The sequence below is a fragment of the Blautia hydrogenotrophica DSM 10507 genome, assembly GCF_034356035.1.
GTDB classification, from domain to species: Bacteria; Bacillota; Clostridia; order Lachnospirales; family Lachnospiraceae; genus Blautia_A; species Blautia_A hydrogenotrophica.
Genome location: NZ_CP136423.1, coordinates 1,590,696 through 1,613,013 on the forward strand (window position 1 = coordinate 1,590,696; position 22,318 = coordinate 1,613,013).

A 22,318-nucleotide genomic window follows, 5' to 3' on the forward strand; every position below is an offset into this window, starting at 1 on the left:
TAATAGTGGAACTTTGATAAAGATTCTGTCTACGAAGAAGACGGCAGAGAATCGAAAGAGTTGGGGAGAATGAAATAATTGTTGGAGGAACTATGGAGTCATATAAAATAAGTATTATTGTTCCAGTGTACAATGTGGAGCAATACTTGAGACAGTGTATGGACAGCTTGGTGAATCAGACTCTAGAAGAGATTGAGATCATTGCAGTGAATGATGGAAGTCCTGACGGAAGTCTTGCAATTTTAGAGGAGTATCAGAAGGCATATCCTAAAAAAGTGAAGGTTTTTTCTATAGAGAATCAAGGAGTCAGCCATGCGAGAAATTATGGCTTTTCCAAATCAGCAGGCGAATATCTGCTGTTTGTGGACAGCGATGATTATATTGAGCGGGAGACTTGTGAGCTTTTGTACGCAAAGGCGAAGAGAGATGAGAATGACTTGGTTTTTTTTGCGCGGTACAACGAACAAGACGGAATACGCAAGGAAAATATCACACTGCCATGGAACCAGAATTTTAAACTGATTGATCGGAAATATGAGATGACAAAAATCTCACCGTTTCCTTGGGATAAGTTAATCCGCAGGGAGTTGTTTGCGCAAATCGGCGGATTCCCAGAAGGCATTCGTTTTGAGGATTTGCCCGTGGCTCATATGCTTTCTATGAGTGCCCAGTCTATGGGAGTGGTCCGCAAGTGCCTGTATAACTATCGGATAAGGGGAGGGTTTTTGAGTACTCTCACAGAGGAGACGCTGGACATTGTCACATCTTTGAAGCTGTTGGTGGACTATGCGCGTCAAAGAGAACTTTTGGAAATATACCGAGAGGAGATTGAATACATCTGTGTGCGGCACTGTTATTACCGCTTTCTGACTTTCAAACGTTTTAAGGAGACCGGAAAACTGGATTTGCAGGTACGGCTGATCAACGAGATTTTTGACTTTTTAGATAAGGAGTTTCCCTCCTGGTCTGAGAATCGCTATGTGATTTATTCCATGACAAAAGAGATGAAAGACTTTCTGAGAGTCTGTGATACGCGCAAGAAAATGCTGAATTTTGTGAGGCAGACGGATGGAAAGGGAATGAAAAGAAAAAAGAAGTGGCTCAGAGTGCACTCTCATCGGAGAAAGGTGAAGGAGATCTGGAAGGGATTTTGGGGTTCAGATGAAAAATTAGCTTATCTTGTATCAAAATGTCTTCAGGTGAAAAAACGTGCGCCGAAAATTGTGAAAAAAAAGCTGAGTGTTTTGAGCTACCGGTATTATACGGCATATCTGCTTCGTCACAAGGTAGATGACAAGACAATTTTGATAGAGTCTAAGCATGGAGAAGACCTTGCAGGAAATATGTTCCAGATTCTTAAGGAACTGAAAGATCCGAAATATAAAATGTATCCGGTTTATGTCTCGATGAAAGAGGAGTATATTCCAAAATACAGGGAAGTGCTTCTTCAATATGATATGAAACACTGCATGTTTGTAAAGACAGGCACGAAGACATACAAAAGGTTGTTAGCGACGGCTAAATTTTTGATTACAGACACTAGTTTTCCGCCTTATTATATTAAACGTGAAAACCAGGTTTATCTGAATACTTGGCATGGGACTCCTCTCAAAGCGATGGGACGTATTGTCCCGAATCGGGAGTATGGACTGGGAAATGTTCAGAGAAACTTTTTCATCGCGGATTATCTTCTGTATCAGCAGGAATTTTCTAGAGATATCTTCCTGCGGGATTATATGATCGAACATATTTATCCGGGAAAAATTCTCACCTGGGGGTATCCCAGAAATGTGGCATTTTTCTCCACAGAGAGATATGAGCAGATTCGAAAGGAAATGGGACTTGAGGACAAACAGGTTGTCGTCTATATGCCAACCTGGCGGGGAATGCTGCATAAGAAGGAAAATGCCAAGCAGATTCAGATCCTGGTCCAGCATTTGATGAAGTTGGATAAGATTTTAGGTGAGGACCAGATTTTTTATGTGAAGTTGCATCCGTATGTGAAGGAAGGAATCAATCTGGAAGGATTTGCTCACATTAAGGAATTTCCATCTCGGTATGAGACTTATGATTTTCTGAATGCCAGTGATGCACTTGTGACGGATTATTCTAGCATCATGTTTGATTATGCGGTCTCCAACAAAAAGATTATCCTGTTTGTCTATGACAAAGAGGAATACTTAAAAGATCGTGGTCTGTATGTGGACTTGGACGAAATAGGTCTGCCTCAGGCGAAGGGTGTCACAAGGCTTCAGAAGCTTCTCAGGGAGCCAGAATATGATCTGTCTGAGTTCAGAGCAAAATTCTGTCCTTATGACAGAAAGGACAATGCGGTTATGGTCTGTGACGAGTGGATTCGAGGTGTGAGAGGTGAGCTGCCGGTACAGAAAATCTCAAATAATGGAAAAGAGAAAGTGCTTGTCTTTACCCAAAGAGCGGTGGACAGAGCTTTGGTGAAAGAATTGAATGCTCAGGTGCAAAGAGATGGAGAACGAAGAGAGTACTATCTTTCGTTTCCAGGGTATGTCATGAGACAGACAAGTTCTGTGCTGTCAGAGCTGGATCCTAGAATCTATTATTTCCCCATTGAGATCAAAGCAAATTACACGATTTTGGAGCTGATTGCCAGTCAAATTGTATTTCGCTATGATATCGATAAAGGCCCTCTGGCAAAATTGACGAACAGACTGGCTCTGAGAGAATACCAGAAGATATATGGAAGCTATGAGTTTGACAAACTGGTGATTCTCTCCTGTAGGACAAAGCGTCTGTACTGGATTTTGCGCTGTACATCAGATCACAGGATTCTCTGCCTTGGAAGACAGGAAGGATTGTACAATACGGATGAGAGCTTTCGCAGGCAGGTAGATTATCTGCTGAAGCGAAGAGCTGATTTTGAGAGAGTGGTCCTATCTGAGGAACTGGCAAAGAAAAAAGGACTGAAAAAGGATTCTAACATTGTTGTCTGTGATGGAAGAGCTGACTTTGAAGAAATCTGGAGGGAGGAAGAGCGATGAAAGTAGGAGTTGTGACTTTTCACAGTGCTTTTAACTTCGGTGCGACTTTGCAGACCTGGGCTTTGCAGAAGGCTTTGCGGCAGTTGGGTGCAGAGTCCTGCGTGATCAACTATCATCCTAAGGTAATTGATAGTCTATACGATCCTTATGAGGGAAAGAGCGGCTTTGACCGGACGAAACGGTACTGGTATTTGAAGCTGACAGCGCCGGAACGGCTGGTACGTTTTCAGCGGTATTCTGCCTTTCTGAAAAAGAATTTGACTTTGGCTGGAGATTACAAGACTTATGAAGAACTGGAGAAAAATCCTCCCAAGTTGGATGCCTATATTACCGGCAGCGATCAGGTGTGGAACAGTTCTCATATCGGCGGTTATGATCCTGCCTATTACCTGGAATTTGCTCCGGAAGGATCCAGAAAGATATCCTACGGAGCCAGTGTGGGAAAGAACTATGTGCTTCCAGCTTACAAAGAGCAGATCAAAAACGCGCTGAAAGATTACGCCGCAGTTTCTCTGCGGGAGGTCAGTACGACACCGGCGATCGAAAAACTGTCCAAAGTGCCGGTGAAGGTGGTGGCAGACCCTACATTTTTACTTCGCAGAGAAGACTATGACGAGATACGGGTGGACGAGCGGAGAAAAGAAAAGTATATTTTGGTCTACATGATGGAAGAGAACCAGGAGGTAAAAAAACTGGCGAATCGGGTTTCTAAAACGTTGGGGTATCCCATCGTGCAGAGGAGACCGGTAGAAAAATTTGTCAATGAAGTGGAGAGCTGCTATACGGCGACTCCGGGTGAGTTCATCGGTTTGGTGTCCAATGCGGAGTATGTAATCACAAATTCCTTCCATGGCACAGTGTTTTCTCTGATCTACGAAAAACCGTTCATCTCGCTTTTACATTCAGACACAGGAAGTCGTACGGTGGATTTGCTGAGAAATCTGAGAATGGAAGATCACATTGTCTGGGATGAAAAAGAGTTCTATGACATGGAGAAGTTTCAGATTCGAAACGTGGAGGAACTTCGGGCAAGGATTGCCAAATTGAGAAAAGATTCCCGTCAGTATCTGGGGGAATCTCTTGGGTTATTAGAGCCGGATAAAGAAAAGGTAGATTGTCCGACGGGAATTTTGAAAGAAGAGTGCTACGGCTGTTATGCCTGCAAGGAGATCTGTCCTAAGGATGCAATTTCCATGGAAACGGATGAGGAGGGTTTTTACTACCCTTCAGTTGACCATGAAAAATGTATTTCCTGCGGTTTGTGCCAGAAAGTCTGTATTCGGCTGGCGGAGCATTTCCCGCAGGAGATTTTGCAGCCAAAGGTCTATGGGGCTGTGAATAAAGATATGTCTGCTAGAATCGAGAGCTCATCCGGTGGAGTTTTCCCTGAGTTGGCCAGATATATCATCGAAGAGAAGAGTGGCTATGTGGTTGGAGTCCGCTGGGATGAGCAGATGAGGGCTGTGGCGGATATTGCCCATACGATAGAGGAAGCGATGGCTTTTCGTGGCTCAAAATATGTGAAAAGCGAGTTGAAGGATATTTGGCCAAGGATCAAAGACTTATTGGACAGAGGAGAGACCGTATTGTATAGTGGGCTTCCGTGTGAGTGCGCGGCACTTCAATCTTATCTTCGAAAGCCCTACGAGAATTTGTATGTCTGTGAGATTCTCTGCCATGCAGCTCCCTCGCCTAAGATTCTCAGAAAATATCTGGATTACCTTGAGAATAAATTTAAATCGAGAATCGTTGATGTGACTTTTCGAGATAAAAGTGAGACAGGGTGGCTGATTCACCGCACACAGCTGGTGGTAAAGTTTGAGAATGGCCAGGTTCTGAGAGTGAATGCAAGGAAGAATAACTATTTCAGGGCATTTTTGAATGATTATATTTCTCGGGAGTGCTGTAATCACTGTGAGTATGTCTATGATCACAGGAAGGGAGATCTGACAATCGGAGATTTCTGGGGAATTCAGTATCTGATGCCGGAGCTTTTTGATGATAAAGGGGCGAGCTGTGTTCTTATGCATAACAAGAAGGGTGAAGAGCTTTGGAAAGCGATTTCAGATAAATTTGATGTCCGGCAGAGCAGTATGCAGGATGTCTTTGCCAAAAATCACCGTTGTCCGTCGCCATATCACAGTATTCGGGATGAGATTTTTGACCTGATGGATGAGAAACCAATTAACTCTCTTTTGAGAGAGTATAATGACTTAAAGAATTAAATATTGATTTTTGATCTTATCTCTAGTATCATGTGGGATAGAGTATCTGGGAAGAGTGAAAAACCTTCGGAGAAGATCAACAAATGACAGGAGGGATAAGATGTCAGAGCCAGTGAAAATAGTTATGGATGCCATGGGTGGAGACTTTGCACCGGCTGAGCCGGTGAAAGCGGCTGTGGCGGCTGTGCGGGAGAAAGACAATATACAGGTTATCCTGACAGGTAAGCGGGAGCTCATCGAACAGGAGTTGTCAAAGTATGAGTATCCGGGGGAGAAGATTCAGATTGTTCATACCTCGGAGGTTATTGAAACCGCGGAACCGCCAGTGATGGCCATCCGCAAAAAGAAAGATTCTTCCATTGTGGTCGGAATGCAAATGGTGCGCCAGGGAGAAGCCGACGCATTTGTGTCTTCAGGGAGCAGTGGAGCGATTCTGGTGGGCGGTCAGGTGATCGTGGGCAGAATTAAAGGGGTAGAACGTCCGCCGTTGGCACCACTGTTGCCTACCAAGAAGGGAGTTTCTCTGTTGATTGACTGTGGCGCCAACGTAGATGCACGTTCCTCTCATCTTGTTCAATTCGCGAAGATGGGCTCTATTTACATGGAGAATGTCGTGGGGATTCAGAATCCCCGGGTGGCTATTGTGAACAATGGAGCAGAGGAAGAGAAAGGAAATGCCTTGGTCAAGGAGACGTTTCCGCTGCTCAAAGAATGCAGAGGAATTAACTTTATCGGCAGTATCGAAGCGAGGGATATCCCAGACGGCTATGCGGATGTGATTGTCTGTGAAGCTTTCGTGGGAAACGTGATTCTGAAGTTGTACGAAGGAGTCGGGAGTACTCTGATTTCTCAGATTAAGCAGGGGTTGATGACAAATTTGCGCAGTAAAATTGGAGCATTGTTGGTAAAACCGGCACTGAAAGAAACTCTAAAAACTTTTGATGCCAGTGAACATGGGGGGGCACCGCTTTTAGGACTAAGAGGCTTGGTGGTGAAGACTCATGGAAGCGCGGTTGCGGTGGAGCAAAAAAACGCAATTTTTCAGTGCCTTCAATTTAAAGAACAACAGATCAATGAAAAAATTCAAGAGCATATCAATGATATCTAAGAAGGGAGATAGGAAAGAGTGGAACTTGAAAAACTTAAGATGATTATTGCGGATGTTCTGAATGTAGACACTGCGGAAATCACAGAGGATACCACTTTTGTGGACGATTTGGGAGCGGATTCTCTGGATATTTTTCAGATTATCATGGGAATCGAAGAAGAGTTTGATGTGGAGATAGACAATGACGCTGCTGAGCGGATTGTCACAGTGGGAGATGCGGCAGAGGCAATCAAGAATGTGATGTGACAGTGCCGCCAAAGAGTACGGTATTTAGAATGTTGAGAGTTAAGGGGCTTGCCGCATGGATGGACATGCTGTAAAGCCCCACGTTTTATGAGAGGGATTAAAATGAAAATGACAGAGACTTTAAAAGAATTAGAAAAAGAGTTGGGATATCAATTTCGGGATATCAATCTGCTCAAGCAAGCCGTTACACATAGTTCTTATTCCAATGAGAAAAACATGGGAAAATTGGGGTGTAATGAGAGACTGGAATTTTTGGGGGATGCGGTGCTCGAGGTAATCAGCAGTGAATTTTTGTATCAGAAATTTCCCATTCTCCAGGAGGGGGAGTTGACAAAGAAACGGGCAAGTATGGTCTGTGAGCCAACGCTTGCGCTGTGCGCCAGGGAGATTCGTCTGGACAACTATCTGCTTTTAGGACATGGGGAGGAGAACACTGGCGGGAGAAAGAGAGATTCCATTGTATCGGATGCTTTGGAGGCGGTCATAGGCGCTATATATCTGGACGGTGGACTTGCTAGTGCGAAAGAGTTTATCTTAAAGCATGTGCTGAATGATATGGAACATAAACAGCTCTTTTACGATAGCAAGACTATCTTGCAGGAGATTGTGCAAGAGCATGGAAATAATCCGGTATCTTACCAGCTGATTCGGGAGGATGGGCCAGACCACAACAAGATTTTTACTGTGGAGGTCAGAGTGAAACAGGAAGTGTTGGGTGTGGGACAAGGACATACAAAAAAAGCGGCAGAGCAGGCAGCGGCTTATCAGGCGGTGATGGCGCTGAGAAAAACGAAGGTGAAGTATGTATCTAAAAAACATTGAGGTATATGGGTTTAAGTCTTTTGCCCAGAAGATAAATTTTGAATTCCACAATGGGATTACAGGAATTGTCGGGCCGAATGGCAGTGGAAAGAGTAACGTGGGAGATGCGGTCAGATGGGTTCTGGGTGAACAGAGTGCAAAGCAGCTTCGAGGCGGAAACATGCAGGATGTCATCTTTTCAGGTACAGAGAATCGTAAACCTTTGAGTTATGCTTCCGTGTCGATCACTTTGGATAATGGAGACAGAAAACTCCCCGTGGACTACAAGGAGGTTACAGTCACCAGAAGGCTGTACCGTTCTGGTGAGAGCGAGTATCTGATGAACGGGAGCAGTTGTCGTCTGAAAGATATTCAGGAGCTTTTTTATGATACCGGAATTGGAAAAGAAGGGTATTCTATCATTGGGCAGGGACAGATTGATAAGATCCTGAGTGGAAAACCTGAGGAGAGAAGGGAACTGTTCGATGAGGCGGCGGGAATCGTAAAATTTAAGAGAAGGAAAAATACGACTCTGAAGAAGCTGGAGGAAGAAAAACAGAATCTGGTGAGGGTCACAGATATTTTAAGTGAGCTAGACCGGCAATTAGGACCATTGGAGAGGCAGTCTGAGACTGCCAAGATTTATTTGGAACAAAAATCCAGGTTGAAGGAAAAGGAAGCCGGACTTTTCTTGCTGGAGATGGAAGAGATTGACGAGCAGCTTCAGGAAAAAAAACAGAAGAAATCCCTGACAGAAGAGCAGCTTCAAAAGACACAAGAGTCTTATGGTCAGGTAAAGGAAGAGTACGAGGAACTAGAACAGAAACTGCAAAAATTGAATACCCGGATTGAGCAAATCCGAGAGGAGACACAGCAGGATGCTCTGAGAAGGCAGCAGCTGGAAGGGCAGGTAGAGGTGCTCAAAGAACAGATTCACGGAGCAAAGCAAAATGAAGAGCACTACAAGTCCAGAAAAATTTCCATATTGTCGGACACGGAAAAACGCCAATGTGAGTTAGAGAGTTATCAGCAGGAGCGTTCTAGTCTAAAAGGTGAGTTTGTACAGATTCAAGAAAGGCAGTTGAAAGAAGAAGTGCGCCTGCGCCAGATGGCAGATCAGATCGAGGCTTGTGTCAAGGCTGTGGAAGAAGGAAAGAATGAGATTATTGAGGTGTTGAACAGCAGAGCCAATACCAAGGGGAAGGTACAGCGGTTTGACACCATGCTAGAGCAGATCAACATCCGAAGAGCGCAGCTAAATCAGCAGAAACTGGCTTTGAAAAGTGAGGAAGCACAGCAGGACAAGGAGCTGACCCGGGCAAGAGTTCAGTATCAGGAGATTGAAAAAAAGATTCAAAATTACCAGCAGGAACAGGAGAAGAAAAATTCTGAACTGAAGGCACTGCAGGAAAACTTGGAGAATCAAAAGAGACAGCTAGAGGTGGGGAATGCCACTTACCACAGAGAGGCGTCGAGACTGGAATCCCTGATGAATCTGACAGAGCGTTACGACGGCTATGGCAACAGTATTCGACGTGTGATGGAGCAGAAGAGGCGCGTGCCGGGTATTCAAGGCGTTGTGGCAGACCTGATTCAGGTGGAGAAGGATTACGAGATAGCCATCGAGACAGCTTTGGGAGGCAGTATTCAAAATATTGTGACTGATCATGAGCAGACGGCAAAACAGATGATTGCTTTCTTAAAGAAGAATCGCTATGGACGGGCTACCTTTCTGCCGCTGACCAGTATTGGCGGCAGAGGCAGCTTTGGTCCGAGGGAAGCGCTTGCAGAGCCCGGCGTGCTGGGAATTGCCAGTGATTTGGTGACGGTGGGAAAAGGCTATGAGAATCTGGCCAGTTATCTTTTAGGAAGGACCTTGGTGGTAGACCATATCGACCATGCGATTGCCATCGGGAAAAAGTACCGTCACAGTCTGAGAATGGTGACTATTGAGGGAGAATCCTTAAACCCTGGGGGTTCTATGACAGGAGGCGCCTTTCGAAACAACAGCAATCTTCTGGGACGAAGGAGAGAGATCGAAGAGCTGCAAGCTTGTGTGGAACGGCTGAAAGAAGAGATGAAGGATCTCCAAAAAACGATGGAAGGCAGCCGTGAGCGGAGAAATCAGCTTCGAGATGAGCTGGCCGGGTTAAAAGAACTGATGCAGGAACAGTGTCTGCTGGAAAACACTGTGCGGATGGAAATTCAGCAGAAAGAAGAAAAACAACGGGAAATTTCCCGGGGTTATGAACAGATCAGGCAGGAAGGCGGAGATATTCTCCAACAGATCAAAGAGGTGGAGGAGAATAAGAGTGCGATTGCCGCTAAGCTGGAAGAGTCCAAACAGGACGAAAAAAAATTGGAGGAGTTTATCGAGATACGTCAAAAGCAGCTGGAACGGTGGCAGGAAGAAGAAGCTTCCGTCAGCCGATGCTTGGAGGAGATTCGCATGGAGGCTTCTGCTCTGGGACAGAAGAAGGATTTTGCTGCCAGGAATATTTCTCGTGTGGAAGAAGAACTGAACAGATTGGCATCGGAATTAAAAGAGGTGGAGGAACATCTGGCTGGGGATGCCCTGGATATAGAGGAAAAAGAAAAGAATATCCAAAAGATACGTGAGACGATCGTTCAGACCCGGCAAAGTGAGGAAAGCCAAAAAGCTGTGATGGATGGATGCTTGAAAGAAAAAGAGGACACGATGGCTGTACATAAATCTTTCTTTGAGAAGCGGGATGAGCTGTCAGGGCAGATGAATTTGTTGGACAAAGAGGTTTTCAGGCTCAATCAGCAGCTAGAGAAGTTAGAAGAGTCCCAGGAGCAAAAGATCGCTTATATGTGGGAGGAATATGAGATCACACCCAACAGTGCCTATTCTTACCGTCAGCAGGAGGAGATATCCGCCGCCGCCGTCAAGAAAGAGATCGCAGTGATCAAGGAGAAGATACGAAAACTAGGCACCGTCAATGTCAATGCCATTGAGGATTACAAAGAACTGAAGGAGAGGCATACGTTTCTGTCAGATCAATATAAGGATTTGGTTCAGGCAGAGGCCACACTTCAAGGAATTATCCAGGAATTAGATGAAGGGATGCGCAGACAGTTCGCTGAGAAATTTAAGGAAATACAAAGAGAGTTTGACAAGGCGTTTAAAGATCTGTTTGGCGGCGGCAAAGGTACGCTAGAGCTGATGGAAGAGGAAGATATTTTGGAAGCTGGGATTCGGATTATCTCTCAGCCGCCCGGGAAAAAACTTCAAAATATGATGCAGTTGTCAGGTGGAGAGAAAGCTCTCACGGCGATTGCGTTGCTGTTTGCAATTCAAAATTTGAAACCTTCGCCTTTTTGTCTTTTGGATGAAATTGAGGCGGCTTTGGATGACTCCAATGTGGGCCGATTTGCCGGTTATCTGAAAAAGTTGACGAAAAACACGCAGTTTATTATAATTACACATAGACGCGGCACTATGGGAGCAGCAGACCGGTTATATGGTATAACCATGCAAGAAAAAGGTGTTTCTACTTTGGTGTCGGTAGATCTGGTGGAAAAAGATCTGGACAAATAGGAGGAAAGCGATGGGAGAAGAAAAGAAAGGTTTTTTTAAGAGGTTGGTGAGCGGTTTGTCTAAGACAAGAGCTAACATCGTCTCTGGCATTGACTCGATTTTCAGCGGTTTTTCCAGCATAGATGAGGATTTTTATGAGGAAATTGAGGAAATTCTCATCATGGGGGATTTGGGAATCAACGCCACCACATCGATTATAGAAAATCTGAAAAAGCAAGTGGAGGAAAAGAGAATTAAAGACCCTGCGGAGTGCAAAAAGCTGCTGATCGACAGCATCAAGCAGGAGATGACTGTGGGAAATACAGAGTATGAGTTTGAGAACCGCAAATCCGTGATTCTGGTGATTGGAGTCAATGGGGTGGGAAAGACGACTTCTGTGGGAAAGCTGGCGGGTAAACTAAAAGATCAAGGGAAAAAAGTGATCTTAGCTGCGGCTGATACGTTCCGTGCGGCGGCTGGGGAGCAGCTTATACAGTGGGCGAACCGGGCCGGCGTGGAGTTGATTGGAGGACAGCCAGGGGCAGACCCTGCCTCTGTGGTGTTTGATGCAGTGGCGGCAGCAAAGGCCAGAAACGCAGATATTCTGCTCTGTGATACGGCAGGGCGGCTGCACAACAAAAAAAATCTGATGGAAGAACTGAGAAAGATTTATCGGATTTTGGAGAAAGAATATCCGGAAGCCTATCTGGAAACTCTTGTAGTGTTGGACGGGACGACAGGGCAGAATGCTTTGGCGCAGGCGAGGCAGTTTGCGGAGGTGGCGAAAGTCACCGGTATCATTTTGACGAAGCTGGACGGAACGGCCAAAGGGGGAATTGCTGTCGCGATTCACTCGGAATTGGATATTCCAGTAAAATACATTGGCGTAGGAGAGAGTATTGAAGATTTGGAAAAATTTAATGCGGAATCCTTTGTCAATGCACTGTTTGACGTGAAGGACAGCGAAGGATAATACATGAAAAAAATATAGGGGGAAAAGACATTAATGCTTACAGTAGAAAAATTTGAAGAGGCGTCAGAAGTAGTACACCAGGTAATTCAGCAGACAAAGCTGGTGTACAGTGATTATTTCAGCAGACAGACAGGAAACAAAGTCTATTTTAAACCGGAGAACATGCAGCTGACTGGTGCTTACAAGCTTAGAGGAGCGTACTATAAAATTAGTACGCTGTCGGAGGAAGAGCGCCAAAAGGGACTGATTACTGCCTCAGCTGGCAACCATGCGCAGGGGGTGGCCTATGCCGCTAAATGTTATGGGGTAAAGGCCGTGATTGTAATGCCTACCACAACACCTTTGATTAAGGTAGAGCGCACCAAAAGTTATGGAGCAGAGGTGATTCTCTACGGTGATGTTTATGACGAAGCCTGTGCCCATGCTCTGGAACTGGCAGACCAAGAGGGATATACCTTCATTCATCCGTTTAACGATTTGGCAGTGGCTACTGGACAGGGGACGATTGCCATGGAGATTATACAGGAGCTCCCCTTGGTGGACTATATTTTAGTGCCTATCGGTGGCGGCGGTTTGGCAGCGGGTGTTTCGACTTTGGCGAAACTTTTGAATTTCCACATCAAAGTGATTGGAGTGGAGCCGTCAGGGGCGAATTGTATGCAGGTATCCTTGAAAAATGAAGAGGTGACGACTCTTCCCCATGTAAGTACCATTGCAGATGGAACAGCAGTTCAAACTCCAGGAGATCTGATCTTTCCATATGTTCAAGAGAACATAGATGATATCATCACAGTCAATGATGATGAATTGATCGCCGCGTTTTTAGATATGGTGGAGAACCATAAGATGATCGTGGAAAATTCAGGATTGTTAACTGTGGCAGCGTTGAAACATCTGAATGTGAAAAACAAGAAGATTGTCTCGATTCTCAGCGGAGGCAATATGGATGTGATTACCATGTCTTCGGTAGTCCAACATGGACTAATTCAAAGAGATCGAATTTTCACTGTGTCAGTGCGTTTGCCTGATCGGGCCGGAGAGCTGGTGAGAGTGGCTACGGTGATTGCCAATCAGCAGGGAAATATTATCAAATTGGATCATAATCAGTTCGTCAGTACGAATCGAAATGCTGCAGTGGAGTTAAAAATTACCATGGAAGCATTTGGAACTGAGCACAAGCAGCAGATCATGAAGGCTCTGAAAGCAGCAGGGTATGAAATGCAGATGGTGACTGCTAATTTATAAATAGAGGAGAAAAGTCTGGATTATCCAGGCTTTTTTCTGTTATAGGAAAGACTTTGCCACGCTGAGCGTGAAAGTTCTTTCCTATTGCATAGGAAACTTCGTTCCCTATGCAATAAAAAGCCCTCCGGGCAGGATGCACACGCCGCAATGAGGAATTTCACCGCAAAGCGGTGTTGCGCGGCGCGCAAAGTGGGACGAGCCCCTCAAAGATTGAGGGGATGAGGGAGCTGAAGTAGGCTTGCCCACTTTGTTCTGTTATAGGAAAGACCTTATCACGCTAATGCGTGAAAACCATTTCCTATTACATAAACGCTCCGCTAAGGATGCGCACGCCGCAAAAAGGTAGTACACCGCAAGGCGGTGTTGCGGCGGCGCGCAAAGTGGGACGAGCCTCTCAAAGATTGAGGGGATGGGGGAGTTGAAGTGGACTTGCCCACTTTGTTCTAACAGAGACGTTCCACTTTTCAGATATAAAACGAAAAAATACAAACAAAAAATAGAGTGGAAATTGGTTTAAAATGAACAAAAACGAAAAAATAAGATAAAATGTAATTGAAAATAGAACAAACAGGAGCTATAATGAACATATACAAAAATGTCAAATAGCAGGAAAGCGGGGAATGAAAAATGAACAAAATCATTAATGATCCGGATACCATTACCAGAGATATTATGGAAGGTTACCTCTACCTGTACGGAAAAGACTATGAGATGGTACCAGGAACCTTCGGTGGTATGGTGAAAAAGAATCAGCAGGAGAAAGTGTCTGTCATCGTAGGTGGTGGTGGCGGAAACGAACCCTGGTGTTTAGGATATGTGGGAGAAGGAATGGCGGATGCAGTTTCCACAGGAAATGTATACGCTGCGCCTCCGGCGAAATCAATCTTAGATGTGAGCAAAGCCGTATATAATGAGAAAGGGATACTCTATGTAGGGACCAATCATATGGGAGATTTGTTGAATTTTGAGCTGGTGGGAGAGCTGGCGGAGTTGGAGAATATTCACACACGTTGCGTGTTTATCAATGATGATTTGGCCAGCGATCCAGATGACATCACAAACAGGAGAGGAATCGCGGGAATTGCTCTGGCTGTGAAAATGGCGGGAGCTGCCTCTGAAATGGGCTGTGATCTGGATGAGACTGCTCGGATTACCCAAAAGGCGATTGATCATATCCGTACAATCAGTGTGACCACTTCTCCAGGCTACATGCCTCAGAATGGAAAGGCTATGTGCGAGATGGAAGATGGGGTCATCGAGTATGGCATGGGCTTTAACGGAGAGCCAGGAATTCTAAGAGAAAAATTAGGAACCGCTCAGCATATTGTAGAGACTATGATGGATATGCTAATTCGAGATTTAGATTATAAGAGCGGAGAAAAAATAGCGATTCTTTTGAATGGATTTGGCTTTACCAGTCAGTTGGAAATGTTAATCACTGCCGGAGAGATCAAAGCATACACCCAAAGTCACGGAATCGAGGTCTATCACACAGAGTGGAACAATATCTTTTGCCCTCAGGGAACGGGTGGTTTTTCCATCTCTGTGATGAGGCTGGATGATGAGTTGATTCCCTACTATAACCGAAGGATAGACACTCCATTGTATCACAGGGAAGAACTTTAAGGAGTGTGTCTGGGGGCAGATAAAACGGAAGATAGATGAATTGAAGAAAGGAGTCAGAACATGAACGCAAGACAGGTTCAGCAGATGTTTCTCTGTGTGGCGGAAAAGATGGTGGCCAGCGAGGAATTTCTCACAGAGATCGACAATAAGATTGGAGATGGAGACCATGGTATCGGCATGGCCATCGGCTTTAAAGGGGTATATCAGGAGCTAGAAAATAAGACTTATACTTATGTCAATGAAGTGTTCCACGCGATCGGCATGACCATGCTCTGTGTGATGGGAGGAGCGTCGGGAGTGCTGTTTGGCACGGTATTTATCAGCGGAATTGTAAATTATCCGGAGAAAAAAGAATTTGTACTGGAGGATTTCGCGAATATATATGTGAAATCCTTGAACGCGCTGAAAAAAAGAGGAAAGGCCCAGGTGGGAGACAAGACCATGATAGACGCTTTGGAACCGGCATGCCTTGGGCTAAAAAAGGCAGCAGAGGAGGGAAAAAGTCTTCATGAAGGGTTCGCATACGCGGCAGCGGAAGCGAAGCGAGGTATGGAATACACGAAGGAGTGTAAGGCTCGTTTTGGGCGTGCGAAATATTATGGAGAGAAAGCCATCGGTCTTCAGGATGCGGGGGCTACGTCTGTGTACTTGATTTTCCAGGCAATGTCAGACTGGGTGAACGAGAATATTTCCAAGGAGGCGTGAGAGATGATTGGAACAATTACGATGAATCCATGCATGGACAAAACTTTGACAATCAGTGATTTTACATATGGGGGAATGAACCGTGTGACGGAAAAAAGGGCGGACCCCTCAGGAAAAGGTGTAAATATTTCCATTGCTTTGACACAGATTGGGGTACCGGTGCGCACTTTAGGATTGGAGTATGCCAATGGGAGTGAAGAATTTCGAGAGACGCTAGAGCAGCTGGGCGTTTGCTACGAGAGCTTAGTGGTTCCAGGAACGCTACGAGAGAACAATAAAGTATATGACACGAAGACGAAAGTCACAACAGAACTAAACCAAAAAGGAGACTTTGTCTCGGAGGAAGCACTGAAGCGTTTTGATAAGTTCTTGGACAGTGTGCTGGGAGAGCTGGACATCTTAGTGATTACGGGCAGTGTGCCCCAGGGTGTGGAAAAGGATTACTATTATAAGCTGATTCAGCGCGCCAATGAAAGAAGAGTAAAATGCATTTTGGATGCGGAAGGAGATTTGATGCTAGAAGGACTAAAGGCAAACCCCTATCTAATTAAGCCGAATCTCTATGAATTTCAGATGGCTTTTGGACTGAAGACCAAGGAACAGAAAGCTATCTTGGAGATCTGTGACAAGATTATTGCCCAGGGTGTTGAGATTGTCTGTCTGTCCATGGGAGGAGATGGAGCGATGATTGTAAACAGCCAGGAAGCCTATATCTGCAAGCCTACTCCTATTGATGTAAAGAGCACAGCCGGGGCCGGGGATTCTCTGGTGGCAGGTATGTGTATTGCTATGGAAGAAGGAAGAGATTTAGGAACGATGCTTCGGTATGGGGTGTCGGTGGCTCAAGGTTCTTTGGTTCGCGAGGGAACACAGCTGTGTACGAAAGAAAATTTTGAATATTTTAGAGAAATTGTGAAGGTGGAAAAGATCAGGTAAAGTTTTTGGATTTACAAAATATTCATAATTGATAGATGAAAGACAGGAAGAAACCATTTGTCTGAATATTCAAAATGAACAAAAACAAAATTTGAAACACGAAAAACCGAAAATAAACGAAAAATTATTGTGCATATTAGATAAAAAGTGAGCATCTAATTTAGAAAAAACGACAAAATCAATAAGAATCAAATAGAAATGAACATAAACGAATTGACAAACGAACATTCTGTGCTATACTGTGAATATGTACAAAATGTGTACGAACACTATATAAGGGAGGAAACAAAATAATGAAGAAAAAATTACTCAGTGCAATTCTTTGCACAGCAATGGTATCTACTTTGTTCGTGGGATGTGGCGGCGGAAATGATTCCGCAGATACCAGTGCAGATGCAGAAACCACAGAAAAAACTGAAGAATCAGCAGATGCAGGCAGCGGAAGCCATAAGTGCGGATTTGTAGTAGGTTCTTTCGAGCATGTATTTTATCAGACAATTCGTGACGGCATTGAGAGCAAGGCAAAAGAGCTGGGTATGGAAGCAATCGTGACAGATGCAGAGTTGGACCCGAACATTGCTACAAATAAAGTTCAGGATCTGACTGCTCAGGGATGTGAGGCAATCGCTCTTTCTTGTAATGACGCTGCTGGTGTAAAACCTGCAATTGAGAATGCTGACGCTGAGGGTGTTGCGATGTTTACTTTCGACTGTAGTACAGATTCCGAAGCGATCAATTGTTTCGTTGGTACTGATAACTATAAAGGTGGACAGTTGGGAGGCCAGGAGCTGTTGAAATACAGTGAAGATGGAGATACCGTAGGTATCATTTGCTATCCGACTGCTTCTTCCTGCCTGGACAGACAGAACGGTGCGCTGGATGTTCTGAAAGACGAAGATCGTACTGTAGTTTATGACAATGACTACCAGGGTGATGCCAATAAGGCTCAGGAGATCATGGAAAATATGTTGACTGCTAACCCGGATATGGCTGCGGTATTCTGCGTAGGAGACCCGGCAGCTACAGGTGCTCTGGCTGCAATCAAAGCAGCGGGCTCTGACTGTAAGATTATCGGTTTCGACGGCAACCCAGAGGCAAAGGAGGCAATCTCTGATACCGAAGGAAATGGAAAATGGTGGGTATCTGAGATCGCTCAGAATCCAACTCTGATTGGTGAGACAATCGTTGAGCAGATGCAGAAATACCTGGATGAGGGTAAAGTTGACGCTGCTGAGATTCCGATTGACCCATATGTAATTGATGCCAGCAACGTAGCTGACGAGATGTAATTGAGTGCCGAGATACTCTGAAGAGTGAAAGGCTGGATCATTAGGCACAGAACACTGGATTTGTGTTCTCAGTACAGGTTTCTGGCGTAGTAATCAATATACCCAAGTGGGGGAACCTGCTTGGGTATATATTTTGAAGATTCCCTGAATGTAGCATGAAAAAATTATAGAAAAGGAAGAAAATATGGAGCCGATTTTACAAGTAAAACATATTAGTAAAGTTTTCCCCGGCGTAAAAGCTCTGACGGATGTAACGGCCGATTTTTACCCGGGTGAAGTACATACACTGGTTGGTGAAAACGGTGCCGGTAAATCCACTTTGATAAAGATCATTTCCGGTGTATATACACCTACAGAGGGTGAGGTAATTCTAGAAGGAAAGAAAATGGATTTTCACACTCCGGGTCAAGCGATTGATGCAGGCATTACTGTTATTCATCAGGAGCTTAGTATTGCAAACCACCTATCTGTGGCAGAAAATATCTTCTTGGGATGCGAGCCGAAGAAGAAAAATGGTCTGTTAGACCGCAAGAAAATGGAGAGAGATGCCCAGGAAGTTTTGGATTTCATGAAAGTTGATCTGAAAGCTACGGCACTTGCAGGTAGGTTAAATGCAGCTCAACAGCAGATGATTGAGATCGCCAAAGTAATCACAAAGAATTCTAAAGTGGTTATTATGGATGAGCCTACTTCATCTCTGTCGGAAAAAGAAATTGATGCATTGTTTACTCAAGTGAAAATGCTCAAGGAGAAGAACGTAGCGATTATTTACATCACTCATCGACTGAAAGAGCTGACAGAAATCTGTGAGCGTGTGACAGTACTTCGAGATGGATGTAAAGTAGATACTATGATGGTGGCGGACGTGACGGAGAAAGATATCGTGGCCAGCATGGTAGGCCGCGAGATGGGTGACTACTATAATAAAGAGGAGCATACCCGCGGAAGGGAAATGCTCAGAGTCGAGAATCTCTGTCAGAAGGGTGTGTTTGAGAATATCTCCTTTACTGCTTATGCAGGTGAGATCGTGGGCTTTTCTGGTCTAGTAGGTGCAGGACGTACAGAGGTTATGGAAGCGATCTTTGGAGCAACAAAGATTGATTCCGGCAAAATCTTCGTGGAAGGCAAAGAGGTTCAGATTCATAATCCGAGAGAGGCTATTGCTTTGAATATCGGTCTGGTAACGGAAGACCGTCGCCGCACCGGTTTGTTGCTGAAGAAAAAGATCAAAGAAAACATTGCATTACCGAGTCTACCAAACCACTGTAGGAAGGGTGGATTTTTGGATGATAAATGGGAGACCGAAGTCAGCGAAGATTATATGAAAAAGCTGAAGATCAAAGCTCCGAATATTCATACAATACTGAATACTCTGTCTGGAGGTAATCAGCAGAAAGTAATTCTTGCAAAATGGCTGGTGGCGGATTCTAAGATTTTGATTTTGGACGAACCTACCCGTGGTATCGACGTAAATGCAAGATCTGAGTTCTATACGTTGATGAATGAATTCGTAGACAATGGAGGATGCATTATCATGATTTCCTCTGAAATGCCGGAGATTTTAGGAGTTGCTGACCGCGTGATTGTGATGCGGGAAGGTAAAATCAGCGGCGAGCTGACCCGTGAGGAGGCCAATGAGCAATCGATCATCGGTCTGGCCAGTATCACCAGCGACGCGAGCTGAGACGATATTTGATATAGAATATACACAGAGAAAGGAATAGAAAGATGGATAAAGTAAAGAAGTGGATCAGCGAGAACGTCGTGATCGTTGTGTTGATTTTATTGTGTATTGGTTTTGGGGTAGGAAATCCGACTTTTATTACTCCCCAGAATATTATTAACGTATTGTCCCAGATGTGTATCAACGCTCTGTTGGCGTCTGGTCTGGTGTATGTAATTATCTTAGGTGGAATTGATATTTCCGTCGGTTCCGTGGTTGGTCTGTCTGGTGTCTGTGCTGCTTTGGTGGGATTGAAGTTTTTCCCAAACATGGGAATTCCGACTGCTCTGGCAGTTCTAATATTGACAGGTCTTGTGATGGGTGCTATCATTGGTGGGTTCAATGGATTGATGATTGCAAAATTTAAAGTAGTACCGATGATTGCTACACTGGCAATGTTGAGTATTGCTAGGGGTCTTGCCTATATCGTGTCTGGCGGTCAGCCTGTGTATGGTCTTCCCAACAGCTTTGCTTTCTTAGGAGCAAACCGTCTGATCAAGACAGAGGGTATGCCCAATGGTATTATTCCTGTGGGAGTGATCTTCACGATTATTATTGTGGCGATTATGCATATCATTCTGTCAAAAACTGTGTTTGGACGTCATGTGTATGCCTGCGGAAGTAATCCAAACGTAGCACACTTGAGTGGTATCAATGTACCAAAAGTGACTTTGATCTGTCATATGCTCTGCGGTATCACGGCAGCTATGGGCGGTGTGCTGATGGCTTCAAAATTGCAGAATGGTCAGCCGGCCGGAGGTGATGCGTATGAGATGTACGCGATTGCGTCCACGGTATTGGGCGGAACTTCATTGACAGGTGGAAGCGGTTCGGTAGCGCGTGCAATGTTCGGAGCGGCTGTCATCGCGGTAATCAATAATGGTATGAACCTGATGCAGATCTCTTCCTATTGGCAGAAGGTCGTAATCGGTATCATCATTTTGTTGGCAGTAATTCTGGATATGGCACAGCAGAATAAGGGCAAAAACTAATCGAGAGAAAGACGTGTGACGATGAGTAAATATTATCTGATTATGGATATCGGTGGGACAAAGACGACAGGTGCTTTGTTCACGGAAGATGGAAAGATTGTAGATGACTATACCTATGTCTCCAAGTCTCCTACTTTTGAGGGGAAGGAGGCAGTATATCAGAATACCAGAGGTGTTTTGGACCATATTGTCGAGAGATTCCAAGTGGATTTAAAAGACGTGTTGGGGATCGGTGTGGGATGTCCGGGACCTTTGGATTCCAGAAAAGGGATTATCATCCATGCACCGTTGATGCGGTGGAAGAACTTTCCGTTGGTGGAACGTCTGTCCCATGATTTTCAGCTTCCTGTTGCACTGGACAACGACGGAAATTTAGGCGCGTTGGCAGAGCAGCGCTGCGGAGTGGCAAAAGGATTGGACAATGTCATGTATATGACAGTCAGCACTGGATGCGGCGGCGGACTAGTCATTAACGGCGAAATCTATCATGGCAAGCATGACGGAGCCGGAGAGGTGGGACATATGTCCATTGATCCGGAAGGGCTGGATTGTCCTTGCGGTGGAAAAGGTTGTTTTGAACTCTATGCATCTGGAACGGCAATGAACCGCCGGATGCGGGAGGACATGGCGGCAGGTAAGAAAAGTATGGTGTTCGAACTGGCACAGCATGACCCGAAAAAGATAGAGGGACGGCTGCTGACAGAAGCTGCTGAAAAAGGAGATACCTATGCGCTGGCATTTTTTAAACAGCAGGCCTATTATCTAGGTGTGGGAATTTCCAATCTTTTCAACCTGTACGACCCGGAGGTGTTGGTTCTGGGTGGTGGTGTCACGAAGGCAAAGGCGTTCTACCACGATGAGATGATGAGAGTGATTCGAAGCCGCTGTTTGCAGCCGGTAGAGGATGATTCGATTCGTTATTCTGTTATGAATGATCGCGTTGTTCTTTACGGTGCTTACCATCTGATCAAAGATAAACTTAATCATTAACGCAATGATGAGAGAAGAGGAGAGAAAATTATGGCATTAGTAACATTAAAAGAAATCTTAGCAGGTACAAGAGCAGGACATTACGCAGTTGGAGGATTTAACTTCAATGGCTATGAAGACGCACAAGGAATTATCAATGGTGCAGTTGCAAAGAACTCTCCAGTTATTTTGATGGCTTCTATGGGAGCTGTAAAATATATCGGACTGCATCAGGTGGCAGGAATGGTAAAGGGAATGGCAGAGTCTGTTGATATTCCAGTTTGCTTGCACTTAGACCATGCGACAGATTATGATCTGATCAAAGAGGCAATCAAATGTGGATTTACTTCTGTCATGGTAGATGCTTCCGCGAAGAGTTATGAAGATAATATTGCAGATTCTAAAATGATTGTTGATTTTGCAAAACAGTATGGCTGCTCCGTAGAGGCAGAGCTGGGCAAAGTAGGCGGAAAAGAAGAAAATATCGTGGTTGAGGATGCTTCTGCGGCATTTACAGATCCAGATGATGTTCCAAGATTTGTGAGCGAGACTGGCATTGATGCCTTGGCAGTTGCGATCGGAACGGTTCATGGTTTTTACAAGAGTGAGCCGAAGTTGGATTTCCCGAGATTGCAGAAGATCGTTGAGATTACAGATTGCCCGCTGGTACTGCATGGAGGTTCTGGTGTTCCAGTTGAAGATTTCAAGAAATGTGTGCAGATGGGTATGAGCAAGATTAACGTAGGAACAGAGTTAAAAGCGACTTATTCCAATGCAGTACGTGCAGCAGTTGCAGCAAATCCAGAAAGTGAGTTCGATCCGAGAAAATATGTTGGTCCGGTAAAAGATGCTTGTGCAAAAGTAGTGGAAGGTAAGATTGATATCTTCGGAAGTGCGAATAAAGCATTCTAATTTTAGCGGA

At 44.8% G+C, this 22,318-nt stretch carries 16 protein-coding genes; all 16 read left to right on the forward strand.

Annotated elements, in window-relative coordinates:
- Nucleotides 1-92 precede the first annotated feature (92 nt).
- The 16 genes from BLHYD_RS07435 (at nt 93) to BLHYD_RS07510 (ending at nt 22,308) form a co-directional block, all read left to right on the forward strand.
- Nucleotides 93-3,017 (forward strand): bifunctional glycosyltransferase/CDP-glycerol:glycerophosphate glycerophosphotransferase, encoded by a 2,925-nt coding sequence (locus tag BLHYD_RS07435; protein ID WP_055165388.1) that lies wholly within the window; start codon nt 93-95, stop codon nt 3,015-3,017.
- The gene (locus BLHYD_RS07440; protein ID WP_005945185.1) at nt 3,014-5,242 is read left to right on the forward strand and encodes a polysaccharide pyruvyl transferase family protein; all 2,229 of its coding nucleotides are present in this window, start codon (nt 3,014-3,016) and stop codon (nt 5,240-5,242) included. The genes BLHYD_RS07435 and BLHYD_RS07440 overlap by 4 nt, the downstream gene beginning before the upstream one ends.
- Before the next feature lie 100 nt (nt 5,243-5,342).
- Nucleotides 5,343-6,350 carry a phosphate acyltransferase PlsX gene (gene plsX / locus BLHYD_RS07445; protein WP_005945188.1) on the forward strand — a complete coding sequence of 336 codons (1,008 nt, stop codon included), beginning with the start codon at nt 5,343-5,345 and terminating at the stop codon, nt 6,348-6,350.
- 18 nt (nt 6,351-6,368) lie between these two features.
- Nucleotides 6,369-6,596 (forward strand): acyl carrier protein, encoded by a 228-nt coding sequence (acpP, locus tag BLHYD_RS07450; RefSeq protein ID WP_005945191.1) that lies wholly within the window; start codon nt 6,369-6,371, stop codon nt 6,594-6,596.
- Nucleotides 6,597-6,704: 108 nt separating this feature from the next.
- Nucleotides 6,705-7,418, forward strand: a complete 714-nt coding sequence (gene rnc, locus BLHYD_RS07455; RefSeq protein ID WP_040350339.1) for a ribonuclease III — start codon at nt 6,705-6,707, stop codon at nt 7,416-7,418.
- The gene (gene smc, locus BLHYD_RS07460; RefSeq protein ID WP_005945196.1) at nt 7,399-10,959 is read left to right on the forward strand and encodes a chromosome segregation protein SMC; all 3,561 of its coding nucleotides are present in this window, start codon (nt 7,399-7,401) and stop codon (nt 10,957-10,959) included. The genes rnc and smc overlap by 20 nt, the downstream gene beginning before the upstream one ends.
- Nucleotides 10,960-10,969: 10 nt before the next feature.
- On the forward strand, nt 10,970-11,911 hold the full coding sequence (gene ftsY, locus BLHYD_RS07465) for a signal recognition particle-docking protein FtsY (RefSeq protein ID WP_005945199.1): 942 nt from the start codon (nt 10,970-10,972) through the stop codon (nt 11,909-11,911).
- A gap of 33 nt (nt 11,912-11,944) precedes the next feature.
- Entirely contained in the window at nt 11,945-13,156 is a 1,212-nt protein-coding gene (gene ilvA, locus BLHYD_RS07470) for a threonine ammonia-lyase (RefSeq protein ID WP_005945202.1), read from the forward strand.
- Nucleotides 13,157-13,783: 627 nt separating this feature from the next.
- Entirely contained in the window at nt 13,784-14,782 is a 999-nt protein-coding gene (locus BLHYD_RS07475; protein ID WP_005945210.1) for a dihydroxyacetone kinase subunit DhaK, read from the forward strand.
- A 60-nt stretch (nt 14,783-14,842) separates the two neighbouring features.
- The gene (gene dhaL / locus BLHYD_RS07480) at nt 14,843-15,487 is read left to right on the forward strand and encodes a dihydroxyacetone kinase subunit DhaL (RefSeq protein ID WP_005945213.1); all 645 of its coding nucleotides are present in this window, start codon (nt 14,843-14,845) and stop codon (nt 15,485-15,487) included.
- 3 nt (nt 15,488-15,490) lie between these two features.
- Nucleotides 15,491-16,423 (forward strand): 1-phosphofructokinase family hexose kinase, encoded by a 933-nt coding sequence (locus tag BLHYD_RS07485; protein ID WP_021844551.1) that lies wholly within the window; start codon nt 15,491-15,493, stop codon nt 16,421-16,423.
- Nucleotides 16,424-16,716: 293 nt separating this feature from the next.
- Nucleotides 16,717-17,712, forward strand: coding sequence for a substrate-binding domain-containing protein (locus BLHYD_RS07490; protein WP_005945222.1), 996 nt, complete (start codon nt 16,717-16,719; stop codon nt 17,710-17,712).
- 184 nt (nt 17,713-17,896) lie between these two features.
- Nucleotides 17,897-19,396, forward strand: coding sequence for a sugar ABC transporter ATP-binding protein (locus BLHYD_RS07495; RefSeq protein ID WP_005945225.1), 1,500 nt, complete (start codon nt 17,897-17,899; stop codon nt 19,394-19,396).
- A 44-nt stretch (nt 19,397-19,440) separates the two neighbouring features.
- On the forward strand, nt 19,441-20,427 hold the full coding sequence (locus BLHYD_RS07500) for an ABC transporter permease (RefSeq protein ID WP_005945228.1): 987 nt from the start codon (nt 19,441-19,443) through the stop codon (nt 20,425-20,427).
- Nucleotides 20,428-20,448: 21 nt separating this feature from the next.
- A complete protein-coding gene (locus BLHYD_RS07505; RefSeq protein ID WP_005945231.1) occupies nt 20,449-21,417 on the forward strand; it encodes an ROK family protein in 969 nt (322 codons plus the stop codon).
- Between the two features lie 30 nt (nt 21,418-21,447).
- Nucleotides 21,448-22,308 carry a class II fructose-bisphosphate aldolase gene (locus tag BLHYD_RS07510; RefSeq protein ID WP_005945234.1) on the forward strand — a complete coding sequence of 287 codons (861 nt, stop codon included), beginning with the start codon at nt 21,448-21,450 and terminating at the stop codon, nt 22,306-22,308.
- The last annotated feature ends 10 nt before the right edge of the window (nt 22,309-22,318 follow it).